Genomic DNA, 20,100 nt, shown 5'->3' with positions numbered 1-20,100 from the left:
ATGAGCCAGGACTGGAATGCCGCGTGGCGCCAGCAGGTACTGCCGACCCTGGCGCAGCAACCCTGGGACCTGATCGTCATCGGTGGCGGCATCAGCGGGGCCGGGATCCTGCGCGAAGCGGCCCGTCGCGGTTGGCGTTGCCTGCTGCTGGAGCAGCGCGACTTTGCCTGGGGCACTTCCAGCCGTTCCTCGAAGATGGTCCATGGCGGCTTGCGCTACATCGCCAAGGGCCAATGGCGCCTGACCCGAGACTCGGTCCACGAACGCCAGCGCCTGCTCGACGAAGCGCCGGGGCTGGTGGAGCCCATGAGTTTCATGATGCCGCACTACCGGGGCGGGTTTCCCGGGCCACGGGTGTTCGGTGGATTGTTGACGGTGTACGACGCCCTGGCCGGGCGCCGTAACCATCACTTTCATGACGCCCAGCAACTGCGCTACCTGGCCCCCGGGCTGAAGGAAGACCGGTTGCTGGGGGGCACCTGTTTTGTCGATGCGCTGACCGACGATGCACGCCTGGTGATGCGCGTGCTCGCGGAAGCGCGGGCGGACGGCGCGCTGGCGCTCAATGGCATGCGGGTCGAACAATTGCTGCGCGAAGACGGTCGGGTCTGCGGGGTGCAGGTGGCCGACAGCGAGGGCTGCGAGCCAATGCAATTGCGCTGTGGCGCGTTGGCGGTGGCCACCGGGGCCTGGGCCGAGCGACTGCGCCCCCGTGATGCCCCGTCGCAACTGCGTCCACTGCGCGGCAGTCATCTGTTGCTGCCGGGTTGGCGCTTGCCGGTGGCACAGGCCTTCACCTTCCTGCATGCGCGGGATCGGCGGCCGGTGTTTGTATTTCCCTGGGAGGGCGCCACGGTGGTGGGCACCACGGACCTCGATCACCAGGACGACCTGGACACGAGCGCGAGCATCAGCAGCGAAGAACTCGAGTACCTGCTGGCCGCCTGTGCCCAGCAGTTTCCCCAGGCCGAGGTGGTGGCGGACGATGTGCTGTCGACCTGGTCGGGGGTGCGTCCGGTGGTGGGCAGTGCCCATGGCGAGCAGGCGGGCAAGCCGTCCAATGAAACCCGCGAGCATGTGTTGTGGCTCGAACCTGGCTGCGTGACCCTGGCCGGCGGCAAGCTGACCACGTTCCGCCCGCAGGCTCTGGAGGTGCTCAAGGCCTGTGGGCAGATGCTCGGGCGCGAGGTCAGCGATGACGGCGCGCCGGTGTTTGCCAGCGTGCCGACGTTGCCGATCCCCGGGCTCAGCGCCAGCCAGTGGCGGCGCCTGGCCGGACGCCATGGCCGCGACTTGCCACGCCTGGCGCGGTTGCTGGAGCAACTGGGTTACGGCTGTGTCGGCGCGAGCGACACCCTGTGGGCGGAGCTGGCGTTCGCCTGCGACGCGGAACTGATCCTGCACCTGGACGACCTGTTGCTGCGTCGCACCCGGATTGGCCTATTGCTGGCCCAGGGGGCGGCGCAGTATCTGCCGGCCATTCGCAGTCTGTGCCAGCCCCGCCTGGGCTGGGACGATGCCCGCTGGCAGGTGGAAGAACAGCGTTATCGGGACTTGTGGCAACGCCATCACGGGTTGCCATGACGCTTGCGTCACGGCTGTTACGGGGCGTCAGTTGCCAACGATGTGTAGATATCAGTGCCCATTCAAGAGAGCTCCATGGATAACGACAAGAACAAGCGCTACCTGCTGGCAATCGACAATGGCACCCAGAGCGTGCGCGCCTTGCTGTTCGACCTGCAGGGCAATCTGTTGGGCAAGGGCAAGGTCGAGCTGCAGGCCTACTATTCCAGCCAGCCCGGCTGGGCCGAGCAGGACCCGGACTACTACTGGGCCAAACTGGGCGAGGCCTGCCAGTTGTTGTGGCAGCAGACCGGCGTCGACCGCACGCAGATCGCCGGGGTTTCACTGACCACCCAGCGCGGCACCCTGATCAACGTCGATGCCCAGGGCCAGCCCCTGCGCCCGGCGATTCTGTGGCTCGACCAGCGCCAGACCGAAGTCGAAGGCGGGATCAAGGGACCCTGGGGCTGGCTGTTCAAGCTGGTCGGTGCCCAGGCCACCGTCGACTACTTTCGGGCCCAGGCCGAAGCCAACTGGATCGCCCGGCATCAACCCCAGGTGTGGGCGGCAACCGACAAGTTCCTGCTGCTTTCGGGGTTTCTCACCCATCGCCTGTGCGGGCGCTTCGTCGACTCGGTGGGCTGCTGCGTCGGCTACCTGCCATTCGACTTCAAGCGCCTGCGCTGGGCCGCGCCTGCCGACTGGAAATGGCAGGCGCTGGCGGTCCGTCCCGAACAGTTGCCGAGCCTGCTCAAGCCCGGGGAAACCCTGGGCCATATCAGTGCCGAGGCCAGCCGGCACACCGGTATCCCCGAGGGTGTGCCGCTGATTGCCGCCGGTGCCGACAAAGCCTGCGAAGTGCTGGGCGCCGGCGTGGTCGACCCGGCCACGGTGTGCCTGTCCTACGGCACCACGGCCACCATCACCACAACCCGCTCGCGCTATCTGGAAATCGTCCCGTTGATTCCGCCGTACCCCGCTGCGGTACCGGACCAGTACAACTGCGAAGTGATGATCTATCGCGGCTACTGGATGGTCAGCTGGTTCAAGAATGAGTTCGGCCTGCGGGAAATGCAGCAGGCCAAGGAACAGGGGCTGGAGCCGGAGCAATTGTTCGACGCCCTGGTCAATGCGGTGCCGCCCGGCTCCATGGGCCTGATGCTGCAACCCTACTGGTCGCCGGGCATCCGCGAGCCGGGGGTGGAAGCCAAGGGCGCGATGATCGGGTTTGGCGATGTACACACCCGGGCGCACATCTATCGGGCGATCCTCGAAGGCCTGGCCTATGCCTTGCGCCAGGGCAAGGAGAACCTCGAACGGCGTTCCAAGCAGCCGATCCAGCGTTTGCGGGTGGCCGGTGGCGGCTCGCAGAGCGATGCGGCGATGCAGCTCACGGCGGACATTTTCGGCCTGCCGGCCGAGCGCCCGCATGTCTATGAAGCCTCCGGGCTGGGGGCGGCCATCTGCTGCGCAGTGGGCCTCGGCCTGCACACCGACTTCCCTTCGGCGATCGCCTCCATGACCCGGGTCGGTACGGTGTTTTATCCACAGCCCGAGGCGCAGCAGATCTATGAGCGGCTGTACAAAGAGGTCTACCTGCGCATGTACCGCCAGCTCAAACCGCTGTACCAGAGCATCCGGAAGATCACCGGTTATCCCGCCTGATGTGTGGGAGCGAGCCTGCTCGCGATAGGGCCCGCACAGCCAACACCGGTGCAGCCTGGCACTCCGCTATCTTTCCTGGTGTCCGAATGTCCCCTGTGGGAGCGGGCTTGCTCGCGTGGCGGCCTCTGGGCCGACCAGGATGTTGGATTAGTCCGAGTACATATCCATTCTTGCGGTAACGGCCACTTATGGTTCCGCTCTTACAGCGGCTCACTTTTGAGAGCCCAAAAGTAAGCAAAACGCTCTTACCCCCACCACTCGGCACCTCGCTTGGGCTCGGTGTTCCCTCACTCCGGCTTGAATCCGTGGGCCGCCGCCACGCGCCATCCATGGCGCGGGGCGGCTAACCCGGCGTCCTGCCGGGTTGCCCACGGCTTCAAGCCTGCGTTCGGCCAGCGTGGTTAACGGGGCGCCCAGGATCAAAAGCCAGAGCCAGAGCCAAAGCAAAAGCAAAAGCAAAAGCAAAAGCAAAAGCAAAAGCAAAAGCAAAAGCCAGATCAAAATATGGCTGACTTCGTCAGCGTCTGAGGAAGTAGAAGCTACACCGCGCATGCCCTAGCAATCAGGTCGGCTTTCAGGCCGCCTCGCTTTGTTTTTGATCCTGGGCGCCCCGTTAACCACGCTGGCCGGAGTCCGATATTGATTTGGGGGGTAAACCGGCAGGACGCCGGTTTAGCCGCACTGGGCCAGGGATGGCCCATTGCGGCGGCCCCCAAATCAATGTCGGAGTACGGGCATGCCGAGCCTAAGCGAGGCACCAAGTGGTGGGGCAAAAAGCGTTTTGCTTACTTTTGTGCTTGTCAAAAGTGAGCCGCTGTAAGAGCGGAACCATAAGTGGCCGTTACCGCAGAAATGGATATGTACGCGGCCTAATCCAACACCCCGGTCGGCCCACTCCCACAGGTCTAGTGACCATACGCAAGATTTGCGGGCAGCCAGATTTACTGCGGGAGCGAGCCAGGCGGCATGCATACAACACAATGTAAAAAGCCCCGGTCGATTGACCGGGGCTTTCAGGTACAACGCATCAGGCCATCAAGACGCCTGGCTGACCGCACCTTGTGTGGCATTGGTCGGTTGCAGCTTGAACACATAGAACAGCACGGTCAGCAGCACCAGGAACGCCGGGCCGACGTACAGGGCGATGCGGGTTTCCGGGAAGTAGGCCATCAGGCCGACCACCAGCACCAGGAACGCCAGCGCCAGGTAGGAACTGATCGGGTACAGCCACATGCGGTACTTCAGGGCTGCACGCTCGGAGGCGCTCAGGCCGCGACGGAACTTGAGTTGCGCCAGCAGGATCATCACCCAGGTCCAGATTGCGCCGAAGGTGGCGATCGCCGTCACCCAGACGAAGACTTTTTCCGGAACCATGTAGTTCAGCAACACGCCCAGCAACAGCACGAAGATCGACAGCAGCAAGGCCCGACGCGGGACGCCGTTGCTCGAGGTGGTGGCGAAACCGGCAGGTGCCTGACCGTTCTGCGCCAGGCTGTAGAGCATGCGGCCGGTGCTGAAGATGCCGCCGTTGCAGGACGACAGGGCTGCGGTGATCACCACGAAGTTGATGATGCCGGCGGCGGTCTTGATGCCCAGACGCTCGAAGGTCATCACGAACGGGCTGCCCTGGGTGCCGATTTCGTTCCATGGGTAGATCGACAGGATCACGAACAGCGCACCCACGTAGAACAGCAGAATCCGCCAGAACACCGAGCCGATCGCATTGGGGATGGTCTTCTGCGGGTTCTTCGCTTCACCGGCAGTCAGGCCGATCATCTCTACGCCCAGGTAGGCGAACATCACCATCTGCAGCGACATCAGCACGCCTTGCACGCCGTTGGGCATGAAGCCGCCATGGGTCCACAGGTTGGAAATGCCCAGGGCCACGCCATCGTTGCCGAAGCCGAAGGCAATCACACCGATGCCGCCGACTACCATCGCGATGATGGTGACGATCTTGATCAGGGCGAACCAGAACTCGAACTCACCGAATGCCTTGACCGCGATCAGGTTGATCGAGCCCATGCTGATCAGTGCGGCGAGCGCCCAGATCCAGCGCGGCACATCCGGGAACCAGACGCCCATGTACACCGCCACCGCGGTAATTTCCGCCACGCAGGTCACCAGCCACAGGAACCAGTAGTTCCAGCCAGTGAGAAAACCTGCCAACGGGCCCAGGTAGTCTTGCGCGTAACGGCTGAACGAGCCCGCCACGGGGTTGTGCACGGCCATCTCACCGAGGGCGCGCATGATCACCAGGATCGCCAGACCGCCGATGATGTAGGACAGCATGATTGCCGGGCCGGCCATTTCAATGGCCTTGGCCGAACCCAGGAACAGACCGACACCGATACAGGCGCCGAGCGCCATCAAGCGAATATGCCGTTCGCCGAGTTCGCGTTTAAGCGGGCCGCCCTGAGCGGTCTCGCCGTGGGGCTGGTGATTGCCGACTGGCATAGGGGTACAACCTCGTCTTGTTATTGGATATGACCACCGAGTGTCGAAGCACAGACCGATAAGCCGATACTTCCTGAAACCGGATCCACTTCGTGGGTGGGCCCGTCTTGTAGGACAAAACCTGCAAGATCAGCGGGGCGCGCAGTATAAAAAGCTTATCGCAGTTATTTTCACTCTATAAACGACAAAATTCAGATGGAACTCTCGACAAAAGCCCCATCTGCAGAGGTGTATCACCTGGATTTCGCGCATTCACTGAGCTGAAAAGCGGCGCGGAGTATTGCACAGCGATGGTGCAACGTCATGCCCCTACCTAGGCCGTATTTACCGGTTTGAAGGCTCTAGTGCGCGGATTCCAGCGGTTCTCCGACGACCGGTAGGTGCTGCGCACCACGCGCTGCGATTGTGCTCATACAAATTTTTCACCCCGCGCAACCAGCGTCTAAGCTTCAGACAAGTCCGATCAATCTGCGTGAATGGATCAGTCGACTATGGGCGCTTTGTGGCAAACCGACTCGAGTAAACCTGTGGTGCCAACTGACAGCGTGGAAGAAGCGCCTTTACCGAAAAAAAGCCGTCGCCGCTATGCCTGGCGTTCGTTCTGGCTATTGCTGGTGATCATCCTGATCGTGCTCGCCTTTGCCATTGAAAAAGAGGTGCGCACCTCGCGACTCCAGGCACGGGAGTTCAGCCGCTTCGCGGCGTCCTTGAGCTACTCGATGCACCCGGGGCCCAGCGATTCGATTTTCTACCCGGGCGCCGGGCCTTTCGACAAACGCCTGGGCTACAGCGCCCTGGGGGAATTTTTGCCGCGCTTGCTCAAGCGCGATTATGTGATCGCCGCGCAAACCCGCTTCTCGCCCAAACTGCTCGAATACAGCAAGAACGGTTTTTTCGTGCCCTACGCCGAGAAAATCCAGGCCGGCCTGTCGATCACCGATTGCACCGGCACCGCGCTCTATCAGTTCAAATACCCACAGCAGCTGTATTCGAGCTTCGCGTCGATTCCGCCACTGGTCACCCATAGCCTGCTGTTCATCGAAAACCGTGACCTGCTCGACCCCAAGGAACCCAAGGCCAACCCCGCCGTCGACTGGCCGCGTTTCGCCAAGGCGGCCTGGTCGCAAGTGGCCAAGATGCTCCACTTGCCCGGACAGACCGCCGGCGGCAGTACCCTGGCCACCCAACTGGAGAAGTACCGCCACTCGCCGGATGGCCTGACCGTCTCCGGTGGCGAAAAGATTCGGCAGATGATTTCCGCCAGCGTGCGCGCCTATCAGGACGGCCCGCAGACCCTCGAGGCCCGGCAGAACATCGTGCGTGACTACCTCAACAGCGTGCCGCTGTCGGCCGTCCCTGGCCATGGCGAAGTCCATGGCATGGCCGAGGGCTTGCGCGTGTGGTACGGCGCCGACTTCACCCAGGTCAACCAGGCCCTGGCCAGCGAGGCCAGCGACCCGCAAAGCCTGGCCCAACGCGGCCTGGCCCTGCGCCAGGTACTCTCGTTGATGATTGCCCAGCGTCGGCCGTCGTATTACCTGACCAAGGGCCAGGCCGACCTGGCCGATCTCACTGACAGCCATATCCGCCTGCTGGCACAGAACGCCGTGCTCGACCCGGCCCTGACCGCCGCGGCACTCGCCAGCAAAATCACCTACCGCGACTGGGTACAACAACCGACCATCCAGCCGATTGAAACCAACAAAGGCATCAGCGTTGCGCGCAGTCGCCTGGCTTCGATGCTCAACCGCCCGCTGTATGACCTGGACCGTCTCGACCTGTCCGCCACCAGCACCTTGCAGGGCGACCTGCAGACCCAGGCCAGCGACTACCTCAAGCGCCTCGCCGACCCGACGTTTGCCGCCGAAATCGGCCTGCTCGGCGAGCGCCTGCTGACGCCCACCACCACCGCGCAGGTGCGCTACAGCTTCACCTTGCTGGAGTTGACCCCCGACGGCTCGCGAGTGCGGGTACAAACCGACAGCACCGACCAACCGTTCGACATCAACGAAGGCAGCAAACTGGAACTGGGCTCCACCGCCAAGCTGCGGGTGCTGACCACCTACCTGCAAATCATCGCGGAGCTGCACGACCGTTACGTCAGCCAGACCCCAGCCGAACTGAAAAAAGTCGAAGTCGCCGACCAGGATCGGCTGACCCGCTGGGCCGTCGACTACCTGATTCAGAACAGCGACCGCAGCCTGGCGAAAATGCTCGGCGCGGCCCTGGACCGCAAATACTCGGCGAGCCCCGGCGAAGCCTTTTTCACCGGCGGCGGACTGCACACCTTCAACAACTTCCGCAAAGAGGACAACGGCCGCCTGCCGACCTTGCGCGACTCCCTGCGCGAGTCAATCAACCTGCCGTTCATTCGCCTGATGCGCGACCTGGTGCGCTACACCACCTATTCCGGGCCGGACAACAGCGGCCAGTTGCTCAAGGATGACGTCAACCCGCGACGCCAGGAGTACCTGGCTCAGTTCGCCGACCGCGAAGGCACTTCGTTCCTGCTGAAGTTCTGGAAGAAGTACCAGAAAAAAGACACCCAGGCCCGTCTCGACACCTTCCTGGACAGCATGCACCCCACGGCAATCCGCCTGGCTGCGGTGCACCGCTACTTGCTGCCCGAAGCCTCCCAGGAAAACTTCAACAGCTTCGTGCGCTCGCACCTGAAAACCCTCAAGACCAAGGAAAAACTCACCGACGAACGCCTGGAGCGCCTCTACGCCAGCTACGGCCCCGGCGCCTACGACCTGCCCGACCAGGGTTTCATCGCCAAGGTCCACCCGCTGGACCTGTGGCTGATCGGCTACCTGCTCAATAACCCCGACGCCAAATTCAGCCAGATCGTCAAGGCCAGCCAGTTCGAGCGTCAGGAGGTCTACAGCTGGCTGTTCAAGAGCCGGCACAAGAGCGCCCGCGACAGCCGCATCCGCACCATGCTGGAAATCGAAGCCTTCCTCGACATTCACCAGCGCTGGCAAAAAGTCGGTTACCCCTTCGACCACCTGGTGCCGTCCCTGGCCACCGCCATCGGCAGTTCCGGCGACCGCCCTGCGGCCCTGGCGGAACTGGTCGGCACCATCCTCAACGACGGTGTGCGCATGCCGACCCTGCGCATCGACAGCCTGCATTTCGCCGCCGACACCCCCTACGAGACGCGCCTGATCAACGACCCCGACGCCGGCAAGCGGGTGATGCCCTCGGAAGTGGCCACCGCCCTGCGCGAAGCGCTGTCACAGGTGGTCGATGCCGGTACCGCAAAACGTGTGGCCGGCAGCTTCAAACTGGCCGATGGCACGCCACTGGCCATGGGCGGCAAGACCGGTACCGGCGACAACCGCATCGAAGCCATCGGTTCGGGCGGACGCATTCTCAGCTCCAAGGCGATCAACCGCACCGCGACCTTCGTGTTCTACATTGGCGACCATCACTTCGGCACCCTGACCGCCTTCGTGCCGGGAGCCTCCGCCCAAGGCTTCAAGTTCACCTCGGCCTTGCCGGTGCAAGTGCTCAAGGGCATGGCGCCGATCCTGACGCCCTACCTGCAACCGGGCAGCAACACCTTGTGCCAGGCACCCGTGGCCAGTGCGGCGCGATAACCGCAGATCGAACGGCATTCAAGTGTCGGTAACTATATGTTTTTCACTCTTTGATATTAAATGTATCAACTAACAGACTGGCAACAATCCAGTCTGTATTTGAACTTTTTTTCACCTATCCCTTTACTTAGTCTGATATTTCAACATTCAGTAATCGGATAAAAAACATGCCCATCATTGCGCCGATGCCATTCGAGCCAGGCCTGACTGCGCTCGCCTTGAATACCAACAGCAAACACCATGAGTTTATTAAAAAGGCCATTCCCGCCTGGTTGAAAGAAACCTCTCCCCGCAGAGTCAGCGAACTAAAAAACGTCCCACTGCGCATCCCGGAGTGGAACAAGACCGCCCCGGCGTCCGCGCACCAGCACTTGCAACAGGCCATCAAGGGTCACTGGAGCAACCTGAATGCCTTGGACCAGGCACTCAGTGGCCTGCAGGACGTCTACACCTTTGCCGAACCGCTGCTGCAAAAAGCCCTCAAGGAGCGCTATGGTGTCGAAGTCGACGTCCAGCAAACCTGGCTGCGACTCTATGCCCCGGTGGCCACTTCCTGGTGGACCCATGATTTCGCCTCCCCTGTTACCAGCCGAACGACTTCCCTGCTGGACGCGGCGTTGCATAACTTCGCCAGCCACGAACGTTTTACCAGCGACTCCGAGTTCATCACCCGCCCCGATGCCCGTGGGCACTTCCAGATAAAACCGCTTAAATCCAAGATCAGCATTGAACAGTTCAAGTCACTGTGCCGTGAACTGGATATCGGTGCCCAGTATCAACACCACTTGAGCGCCGTGTTATTGCCCACTAAGACCGTGGCCAGCAGCGCCTTGCAGCACAAAGTCATCCTCAGCCAGAAGAGCGCACTGAATGCCGCCGCCCACTTGGCCCTGATGAAAAAAGACATCAGCCAGGACGCTTATGAGGTTGTACAAGGCATTCTCGAAAGGCGCAGGAACCTGAAATGGCATGGCACAGACGTCAGGTACTGCAACCTGGCAATGATGGATACCGCCCTGACCGGGATTACCCTGATTGTTTGTGGGGCATCGAGCAGCGCTGAGCCGCAACGGTTGATTGCCTACATCCCCCACGACCCGGAACACCCTCTCAAGGAGTACGCCTCGTCGATCGAATTCATGACCGAGTTGACGCGCCAACTGCGAGACAGCCAGGTGCCACAAACATCCGCCTCGACCGGCTCGCCAGTGACCCAGAGCTATCAGCAGTTCTTCAGCCAGTTCGTGGCGCACGAGCAACGCGGGTACTTTTTTTCCCGGTTGAATGAACGCTTGAGCAAAGTGACCTGGCGCCCCGCCGCCCCGGGCTCCAATCTCCCCAGCTGGCGCGAAACGCCGGTGGACAAGCCGGACCTGCAGTTCAGCGTATCCAGCATCGAGGAGGATCGCACAGACGCATTCACCGGCGATCTGTGGCGCTACTTCTGCCAGCGCACACTCAACAAGATCCTCAACGATGCCCGGGGCATTGCCATTTCCACCGCGTACGTCGACCGCATGGCGCGGTGGGCCTGGTGGGACAACCTGGAAAAAATGCTCTCGGACATCCTCAACGTCGCCTTGCTGGTCGCGACGCCACTGGCGCCGGGCCTGGGCACGCTGATGTTGGCCTACACCGCCTATCAACTGACCGAAGAAGTGGTCGAAGGGGTGGTCGATCTCGCTGAAGGACACCTGGCCGAAGCCGGTGAGCAGATCATCGGTGTGCTGGAAAACGTGGTGCAGTTGGGTACCTTCGCGGCAGCGGGCGCGGTCGGTACTGTCGCACAGGCAAAGCTCTCGCCATTCTTCGAAGGCCTCAAACCGGTGCAATTGGCAAACGCACAGACGCGTTTGTGGAACCCGGACCTCAAGCCTTACCAATGCGCCGATGTCGTACTTGCGCCGCACGTCCGGCCGGATGCCCAAGGTATTCACCTGCATCAGGGCCGGCGTATTTTGCCCCTGAACAATCAGCATTTCGAAGTGCTGGAAGACGCGGTCACCGGGCAACCACGCATCCGCCATCCGCGACGCGTCGATGCTTACGCACCGACCCTGCGCCACAACAGCCATGGCGCCTGGGTCTGCGAAACGGAAAACCCACGTGCGTGGGAAGGCCCGACCCTGATGCGGCGCCTCGGCCATAGCACCGACGGTTTCAACGATGAACAACTGGAGCAGATTCGTGAGATCAGCGGCACTGAAGAGGGGGAGTTGCGCCGCATGCACGTGGAAAACGCACCACCTCCCCCCCTGCTGAGCGACACCCTGCAGCGCCTCGCAACCACAGCGCCGAGTCCCGCGCCAGCGCCCTCTCCCGAAGTCGCGCGGCTGCTCAAAGACTTCCCCCAACTGCCCGAAAACATTGCCCAAACAATCATCGACAGCGCCACCCCGTCAGAGCGTCGCCAGCTCACACACGACAACCACCTGCCGCTGCGCCTGAAAGCCCAGGCCCGGGAACTGCAATTCGAGACGCAGTCGGTACGGGCTGCCCAAGGCCTGTACCAGGACTCGTTGAGCAGCATCGACACCGAGCGCCTGGTGCTGGGCACACTGCGAATCAACACCGACACCTTCGGCGATCTGCGCATTGAGATCCGTCAGGGCTCCTCCGCCGGCGAGCTGCGTTGCAGTGCCGGGCCAGAGGAGGCGACACAGGTGCGCATCCTGGTCCGTGACGCAGATGCCCGATACCACGTGCGCGACGCTGCGGACCAGCCGCTGCACGCCGCCGATACCTTGCTGGAAGCGATCCTGCAGGCCATGGGCAAGGATCGCCAAGCCGCCCTGGGGTACAAACCGGGCGACAGCGAAGCCTTCCGGCAGTGGCTGCTTGCCAAGACTGCAGCGCCCGGCGAGCGTCGTGTTGCCCTCGCCAGCCCGCCCATTCGTGCGGCTGCCGAACACCAAACCCTGCTGCTGGTGCGCGGCCCAGCGCTCAGCCGGGCCGGCGAGACCTTGCACGAGCGGATCCAGGACCTGCACCCGGACTTCAGCAGCAATGAAGTGGACACGTTCGCCGAGGCCTTGATCGCCCAGGGTGAACCGATGAAGGCCATTGAACAGCTTGAAAACGAGCTGGATCAGTTGCGGGTCATACTCAACCGTTGGGAGTACCAGCAACCCGAAAGCTGGGGGCCTGATACCCAGGGCTTTCGCAACGGTGGCGGCAAACATATCGCCAGGCGCCTGCTCGCGTGTTTCCGGCGCAGCAACACCGACCTGGGCCCGCGTAGCGATCCGGCGCACTACGCCCTCGACCTGTCCCACGAACTGCTGTCCCTGGACCTGCAGACCTGGTGGTCAAAGCGCCCCCCCGAACTGCAACGGTATCTCGACAAAGTCAGCGTGCTGAAACTCGACAACACGCGCTTCAGCGCCGAACCACACGGGCTGCTCAATGCCTTCCCCAACCTTCGCCAACTCAGCGCCAAAGGCTGTGAGCTCAAGCGCATGCCCCACAGTATCGGGAGCCAACGCAAGCTGGAGCACCTGCGCCTGAGCCACAATCAGATCACCCTGGACACCGTCGCCGTCGAACAACTGAAGCACCTCACCTACCTGGAAGTCCTCAGGCTAGAAGACAATCCGCTGCAACTGTCGCCGGACATTGGCCGCATGCCCCGGCTCAAAGTCGTGGTCCTGAGAAACACCGGGCTCAGTACCTGGCCCACGGGCACGCTGGCCAAAACCCGCCCCCGAGGGTTTCTCCTGGACCTACGGGACAACCCGCTGACGTCGATTCCAGACGTGGTGCCGGGTTCCCCGCAAGCCTGGACCGTGGCCCGCACGCGCCTGAGCATCGGTCAACTGCCGGAGGTGACGGAGGTCGGTTATCAGCAGATCCGGCGCTCGGTGGCGCTGCCACCCGAGCCCAGCCCCATGCCTGGCGCCCTGGCCGACTCGGAGATCAGCTCCCAGTACACCCTTGAACACTGGAGCAACGTGCCCGGCTGGGGCGTTGACCGGGCCAATCTCTGGTCACGCATGATCGATGAACCACAGGCCGAACGGTTCATGGCGGTACTGGCCGATACCCAGGACTTCGCCGACTTCCGCGCCGGTGGCGAGTATCGTCATCAATTGCTGGAACGCGTCTGGCGCATGCTCGATGCCGTGCATATCGACACTGACTTGCGCGACACGCTGTTCACCATGGCGATTGCCCCCGTGGACTGCGCCGATGCCGGTGCGCAACTGTTCAACAACATGGGCATCCGGGTGATGGCGTCCGAGGCCCACTCCTACTCCACCGACCCCGCGCAGCTGGAAAACAAACTGGTGAACCTGGCCAGGGGCGCGGCACACCTGGACCTGGTGAACGACATTGCCCGCGCCGACGTCCAGAGCCGAGGCGGCAACCCCGACGAGGTTGAAGTCTACCTGGCCTATCACACGGGTCTGGCCGAACGCCTTAACCTGCCCTGGCAATCCGCTGGCATGCTCTACCGTCCGGTGTCCGGGGTTACCGATGCCATGATCGATCAAGCCTATAGCACGGTGCAGGCCCTCAGCGAAGGCGACGGCCTGGTGAACAAAATGCTTGAGCAGGACTTTTGGCAGGCCTATCTGGAGGAACGTTATCCGGTTCGCCTGGAAGCGAACAAACGACGCTATCAGCGCCTGTCCGATCGACTGGAGACCTTGCGCACCACCCAGCACGAATGGTTCGAGGCGACAACGGATAGCTCGCGAGCCGAACTGCGCAGCCAGCTCGGGGAGCTGATGAACGACTTGCCCGCACAGCCCACCGTGGTACTGGCCGAGCGCCCCATCAGCGAAGCAGACTTCGACAGGATGCTGGTCGATCTGGGCGAGGAAGAGAAACAATTGTCCAGGCGCCTAACGCGCGACGCCATGCGGCGCGCCGGCCTGTAACCCGCCGGGATCATGCAGCCTGACGGTGTCCCGCGTCAGGCTGCATGATCTGGTTGATGTAACACCGCACCGTCTGGATGCGCAGCATGCCGGGGGTTCAAGGTGCTGCCGCATTAAAGATCAGATTGACGCTACCGTAGTAGGTCCCGGGCTGGTAGCCACCCACCGGCACCCTCGGCACGATCTCCAAGGCATAACGCCCCCCAGCCATGGCCTCTGCAGCAGACACGACTTCCCGTGGTTGCGGGTCGTGATTCAACTCCCTGCCGTTAAAACTGACTCGCAAGTAGATGTTCTGCTCAGCACGCCCGTTGGACAGATAGGGCTCCGCCTCCAGCCTCGCCTCGATCGCACTGGTGTCGTGCTTGACGTCGAAGTTCTTGCGCAGGCCCCCCAGCGTCGATGTGTTGATGTTCCACGGCAGGGTCTGTTGCAGATGAATCCAGTTCGATTCGGCCGGTATCACGTAGAAGCCCAGGGTCGGAATATCCACCGACACCTCGAACGTATGCTCCTCCCGCGCGGCGAAAGCCTGGGCACTCATCAGCGCCATCACGCTCCACACAAAGAGGGTCGATTGCTTGATCATGTCAGGTACCTGTTGCGTCAAATAATGCCGCGAGCCAGTCCAGCCGGTTCGCCGCCGACAGACTTACTGGCTGGCGATGCGCATGGTTTTTTTGGCCGCGCCTTCCACCAGATTGAAGCGGTACTCCCTACCGGGTTTCTTCTCGAACTCAAAAGTTTTTCCCGCCAGGATGTGGTGTTTGGTGGTTGGCTCACATTCGGTTTCATTCTTCAGCGAGCAGTTGCGAAACTCATCGATCACCACCACGGTATTGCCGTTATTACGCAGCCGGTAAAGGCCGGTAGTGTCATCGATCACACTGTCGAACCGACTGTTGTTCGGCCGAACAAAAAACACCGTGCCAAACCCGGTCATCACGTTGACCCCCGCCGACAGGTTCTCCTTGTAGGCGTCGCGCTCCTCACTCGAGACGGCGAACTCGTCTTCCTTCTCCGGCACCACAGGCACGAAGCGCACACGGAAGTAGCGCTCGGTGTCACGGTCTCCCATGAGCAGCAGGCGGGTGCCCTGCATGCCGTTGGCAGGGACGATCAGACGCGCAGGACTGGCCATCAAGCCATTGCGGCTGCTGCCATCGGTTTGCGGCTCGACCGGTACTTCGCGGTGACTGCCATCGGCGTCGTAGATAATTTCCAGGATGCTGACCTTGACGAACGCGGTGCTGTCACCGCTGTTGAACACGCGCTTGAGGTAGGTGCTCTTGTCACTGTCCAGGTAGTCATACACCGTTCCGACATTGATCTGGGGACCGGCCTGAACCGCCAGAGAAAACCCACTCAAACCCAACAGCAACCAAAGACACTTCATACGCTTGAACCTCATGAGAGTGAGCACAACACAGGCGCGGTCCATCGATAGACGGCCCATCAGATTTCCGAATCCCAGATCACGGTGACACTGCCGGTGTACGGGCTCGCCACGTTGGGTTGCCGAAGCATCCACTCCACTTCCTCCTTGGATACCTCGAAGTGCAGGACACCTGGCGTCCTGTCCACGTAAAAACCCGGTTGGAAAATTTGCGCACCTTCAGGCCCGCTCTTCAGGCGCCGATGCCTGACCGGCTGGCCGGACGGGTCGGTCAAGCCATTGGGCAGGCTGACGAAAACCTGCAACTCCACCTGTCGCCTGCCGAGCGCGTCCTTGATCGTGCAATCGAAAGTGGACCAGGCCTGACATTCGTAATACATCTTGAAACGCGAGGAGGCCGAGATATTGAAGGTCTGGTCACGGAACAACCGCGCCGGTTTGCGCCCCGCCTGCAACCAGCTCTGCCAGCCACCGGCCGGGACCAGATTGACCTTCTCGCCACCCGGCGGGATATCGACCTTGAGGGTGTGCTGCACATCGAGCACGAAATTCAGGGTCAGGTCAGGGTCGTTCGGGACCATGATGTCGCCGAAGTCGAAATCACCACCAGGGCCGAGACGATAGTTCAGACTCCCCGTGTAGAGCCCTGAGGACATTTTCAGCGGGTCAGGCGTACGCAGCTCGTAGGCGAAGTCCAGATAGCCATACGACATGGCCGGAATCTGAAAGTTGGCTACTTTGACGCAGGCGCTTTCACCTCGGGCCATCCAGAAAAAAGCGTACGTGTTGTCCCCATAAAACCCCATGCCGGTGGTGACACAGGGATGGGGGGCATTCACCCAGCTCGAGCCTTTCCATAAGGCTCGGTGCCCATCTCCCGCGTTCGTGAGCCCTGTCAGCTTAGCGGCCGAATCACTCAACACATAATTGGAACCCACACCGGAAATACGTACTTCAACTGTTTGGACATCCCCCGTATCTTCATTCGTGATCGTCAATGGGCGCCACTGCGCCGGCACCTTGAACATCGCACTGTTGCGCGGGCTACCATCGGCTGGGATGGCCTTGTTCGAATCAAGACGCGTCAGCAACCGGATACTGAAGGTATTGCTGTTGCGACAGATATCGGGGTAGTACTCACAGTAGCCACTGGAGGGCGTCTTATTGAGAAACTCGTTACGTTGCGGATTGGCCGAGTCGGGGGTGAACAACGCCCTGATCTCTTGGGTCACCGCGCCTGCCGCGGGAGCCGCGAACATCGTCAGTAACCCAAGCCATTGACCACATTGCTGCCATTGCGGCACATAATTCTTGAGAAACATCAGAACTCTCCTTGAAAGGTACGTAGCCGCGCCATTCAACCGGCCTCTTGCCGAATGATTGAGACGTCCGCCAACGTGTCCGGCGAGCAACGCAAATCACCGATCATCAGCACATTGTTTTCACGGCGGTGTTTGTCGACATCGAGGCGGAACTGACAGAGCAACTGGTCGGCATAACGCACCTCCAGGGTCGGTGAGCCGGCATTCATTTCCATCGAGAAAAAGCCATCGACTTCGCTGACGCCACGGCTGGCGTGGTTGATCACGTGGTGGCCCTTGAGCGGCCGCCCCATGGGGTCGAGCAAGCGCCCGAGTACGGTGAGGGTTTTCATCACCCGCAGCTTGCGGTACTCCACGCCGCCCTTGTTCAGGTGATAGCGGGTGCGCGCCGGTTCGATGCTGGCCGCGGGCACGTGATTGCCTTCGAAGTCGAAGCTCACCGAGCTGTTCCGATAAGCCGTCAGCGGTATGAAGTTGCGACCCGGTCGCAAGGCCGCGCTGCCACCGCTCAGGTCGTCGGCACGCAGGGCGATCCCGTCGATATCGGACTCGACGTCGACAATCATCCCGGCGCCCCGCCCTTGATTCTGGCTGGTCAGGGCCATGCGTTGCGCCCCCACCACCAGGGTGCTGTCGAGGTTCACGCCACCGGTGATTTTTTCGCTGAACGATGAGCGTTGGATAAACCCGTCGCCGTTGACGGCGTCGGAGCTGAAGCTCGCCAGGCTCGACAAGCCGACGCCATAGGTATCGGTGAGCGCAGTCACCGAGACGCTCTGCAAGACGTGGTCCTGCAGGTCTTTGCGGTAGCCGAACGAGGCATTGTTGTCGCGGCTGCCATCACGGGCCGTGCGGCTGCCGATGCTGCCGGAAATCTGCTGCCCCGGCCCACCGAGCGCCACGTTGACGCTCAGGTCGACCCCGCGATTACGCGCGTCGCCGCTGCTGTAGCTGCCGGGGCGATCGAACAGCGACAGCCGCCAGTTCGCATCGCTGCCAAACAATTCGGTGCGTTGCGTCCAGCCCAGGTCGACCCCCACGCCTTCAACGTTCCCCTCGCTGTGGGAGACCCGCGCATTGAGCGAGTTTTTGCGACTGATCCGATGATTGAGCGCCAGCGATGAGTTGCTGGCCTCGCCGGTAAACACGTTGCGTTGGCGCACGCGAGTGCCGTCGGGCAGGGTTTCGTAAGTGTTGGTGGTGTCGAGCCAACTACGGTTGTGGCTGATCACCAGGCTGCCGGAGCCGTAGTTGTACAGCCCTTGCAGGTCAGCACCGGTGCCGTGATCTTCGGTCTGGTAGAGGTTGGCGTAGAGACTGGTGCTATCGCCCAGGCTCCAATCGATGGAGCTGCCGTACTGCAGCTTTTCCTGCACCTGGCGGGCCGAAAGCCCGAGAATCACCCGTGGGTGCAGCAGGTAGTTGATTGATGCGCCCGCGGTGAGATCGCCGCTGCCCTGCTCATCCCAGTTGCTCAGCAGTTTGCTTTCCTGCCCGGCAAACACGTTGTAACGCCAGCGGTCCTCGTGGTTGCGCCAGTTGTTGGGCTTGTAGATCAGCTCCTGGGTGGTCGAGGTGATTTGCCCGTCTTCGATCAAGCGCACCTCCACCTCGTAGATGCCACCTGGCAGCGGACGCGTGTCGAGGGTCTGCAAACCGGCCGGCACCGACTGTGTGTTGATCAGCAGGCCCTCGCGATAGATCTCCACGGATGCCTGGCGGTTGGCCGTGACATACACCGGGTACACGCTGGGCTTGGGGCTGTCGATCGCCAGGCTGTCGGAGCTGCCATACATCACGCCCACTGCGGTGTCGGGGCTGGTACCGAAGGAGCGCGGTTCCCGTGTCAGGCCTTCGGAGCTGGGGGTGAAATAGCCCAGGCGCACAAAACTGCCCTGCAGTTCGCGCTGGGTGTAGAGCTCATGCACGGAGTGGTAGGTCTTGTCGTCCGGACCGCCCAGACGCGCCAATTGCATGTTGAAGGCCTGGCTCCAGTTGCCCAGGCTGGCGCTGGCCTCCAGGCCAAAACGTCCGCCCAGGTCTTGATCCTGGCCGCCGTTGAGATTGATTTGGTTACGTACCATCAACCCGCTGCTGCCGCCTTCGGGCTGATCGTAGAAATGTTTGGCTTGGCTATCGCGCTCGGCATTTTCGGTGACGATCGACAGCAAAGAATTTTCCAGGTTGTAGTGCACCGCCAGCATCTGTTCCGGGCATTGGCCCGTGCAGGCGCCCAGCGCCACACCGGACTTCAGGATATCGGCCCAGGTGTCACGCTCACCGGCGCCGAAGCGGCTTTCGCTGGTGTCGGTGAAATCGAGCAAGGTCACTCGGTCATCGCGGGACAACACAATCATCGCCTCGCCCAGCGGTTGTTGATCAAGCTCGACCCGAACCGCCAGCGGCACATCGAAAAAATGTTCTTCGAACTCGGCCGGCAGGCCCTTGGCCTGTGCCAGCAAACTTCGCGGCGTATTATCAACGGAAGCGGGCGCCGCAAATGCACTGCTACATAACAGCAGCGCGAGCGCAGCCGCGATGGGCGTCATCGGGAACATGAACGAGCTCTCTAATTACAAAGAAGTTCAGCACGGCCGACAAACCGCAAAAGTTTGCCGACCGAGGACGTTACCTAAAGAAAGTCAGTAAGCGTTTACCGCCACGACTCACTTAGCTAACGGAAGGCTCAAAAATCACCACCGCGACGCCAGTGTAATCGCCTGCTGTATAGGTACCATCCAAAGCGCTAATCTCTATCGGTGCGCGGTAAGTAACATTGGACTCAGCAACACCGACGACTTCCTGTGACACGGTGTTGAGCTTTCTACCATTGACGGTGACATCGATATCAATACTCTTGCTCCCAGCGGTCTGCACAAGCTTGGGCATATACTCCAGTCTGGCGTGTACCGATCCAGCAGTATGGAGAACATCGAAGGCCCCCACGATAGTTGCCAACTTACCGTTGGTAGTTGAGTTAGGGCTCATATTCTGATCTTTGTTGACCAGATCCGGATCAACTACTTCTGCCTTGAACTCCGGGGACGAAATCGTAGCAACAAGGCTGATGGTGTGGCGTGCCTCAGTGGCAGCAAACACCATCGAAGAACTCAGAGCCAGAACAGCCAGGGGAGCAGTGAACGCGATTTTCTTGAACATCTTCAGTACCTGTCTTTTAAAAGGGTCGATGCAGTAAAAGCGACAACTGGCTA

At 61.4% G+C, this 20,100-nt stretch carries 10 protein-coding genes; 4 read left to right on the top strand and 6 right to left on the bottom strand.

The annotated features are described in order from the left end of the window. Entirely contained in the window at window positions 1-1,584 is a 1,584-nt protein-coding gene (locus H7995_RS11845; protein WP_185818402.1) for a glycerol-3-phosphate dehydrogenase/oxidase, read from the top strand. 75 nt (window positions 1,585-1,659) lie between these two features. Further along, the gene (locus tag H7995_RS11840) at window positions 1,660-3,228 is read left to right on the top strand and encodes an FGGY-family carbohydrate kinase (RefSeq protein WP_185818401.1); all 1,569 of its coding nucleotides are present in this window, start codon (window positions 1,660-1,662) and stop codon (window positions 3,226-3,228) included. A 1,035-nt stretch (window positions 3,229-4,263) separates the two neighbouring features. Here the strand turns inward: H7995_RS11840 and H7995_RS11835 are convergent. Further along, the gene (locus tag H7995_RS11835; protein WP_166593065.1) at window positions 4,264-5,685 is read right to left on the bottom strand and encodes an amino acid permease; all 1,422 of its coding nucleotides are present in this window, start codon (window positions 5,683-5,685) and stop codon (window positions 4,264-4,266) included. 491 nt (window positions 5,686-6,176) lie between these two features. Between H7995_RS11835 and H7995_RS11830 the strand changes: the two genes are divergently transcribed. Together H7995_RS11830 and H7995_RS11825 are read left to right on the top strand one after the other, a co-directional pair. Then, a complete protein-coding gene (locus H7995_RS11830) occupies window positions 6,177-9,287 on the top strand; it encodes a transglycosylase domain-containing protein (RefSeq protein WP_166593066.1) in 3,111 nt (1,036 codons plus the stop codon). Between the two features lie 167 nt (window positions 9,288-9,454). Continuing rightward, window positions 9,455-14,170 carry an NEL-type E3 ubiquitin ligase domain-containing protein gene (locus H7995_RS11825; protein ID WP_425312227.1) on the top strand — a complete coding sequence of 1,572 codons (4,716 nt, stop codon included), beginning with the start codon at window positions 9,455-9,457 and terminating at the stop codon, window positions 14,168-14,170. Window positions 14,171-14,267: 97 nt separating this feature from the next. Here the strand turns inward: H7995_RS11825 and H7995_RS11820 are convergent, their stop codons facing one another. The 5 genes from H7995_RS11820 to H7995_RS11800 form a co-directional block, all read right to left on the bottom strand. After that, window positions 14,268-14,759 (bottom strand): CS1 type fimbrial major subunit, encoded by a 492-nt coding sequence (locus H7995_RS11820; RefSeq protein ID WP_166593067.1) that lies wholly within the window; start codon window positions 14,757-14,759, stop codon window positions 14,268-14,270. Window positions 14,760-14,822: 63 nt separating this feature from the next. After that, window positions 14,823-15,566: a molecular chaperone gene (locus H7995_RS11815; protein ID WP_166593068.1), complete on the bottom strand. Its 744-nt coding sequence runs from the start codon at window positions 15,564-15,566 to the stop codon at window positions 14,823-14,825. A gap of 59 nt (window positions 15,567-15,625) precedes the next feature. After that, window positions 15,626-16,891 carry a hypothetical protein gene (locus H7995_RS11810; RefSeq protein WP_425312228.1) on the bottom strand — a complete coding sequence of 422 codons (1,266 nt, stop codon included), beginning with the start codon at window positions 16,889-16,891 and terminating at the stop codon, window positions 15,626-15,628. 32 nt (window positions 16,892-16,923) lie between these two features. Continuing rightward, the gene (locus tag H7995_RS11805) at window positions 16,924-19,446 is read right to left on the bottom strand and encodes a TcfC E-set like domain-containing protein (RefSeq protein ID WP_185818399.1); all 2,523 of its coding nucleotides are present in this window, start codon (window positions 19,444-19,446) and stop codon (window positions 16,924-16,926) included. 112 nt (window positions 19,447-19,558) lie between these two features. Beyond that, the gene (locus H7995_RS11800) at window positions 19,559-20,047 is read right to left on the bottom strand and encodes a CS1 type fimbrial major subunit (RefSeq protein ID WP_185818398.1); all 489 of its coding nucleotides are present in this window, start codon (window positions 20,045-20,047) and stop codon (window positions 19,559-19,561) included. Between the last annotated feature and the right edge of the window lie 53 nt (window positions 20,048-20,100).

The sequence above is a fragment of the Pseudomonas kielensis genome, assembly GCF_014236655.1.
GTDB lineage: Bacteria > Pseudomonadota > Gammaproteobacteria > Pseudomonadales > Pseudomonadaceae > Aquipseudomonas > Aquipseudomonas kielensis.
The sequence above is the reverse complement of the archived record's forward strand: the minus strand, read 5'-3'. Positions and strand labels throughout refer to the sequence as shown.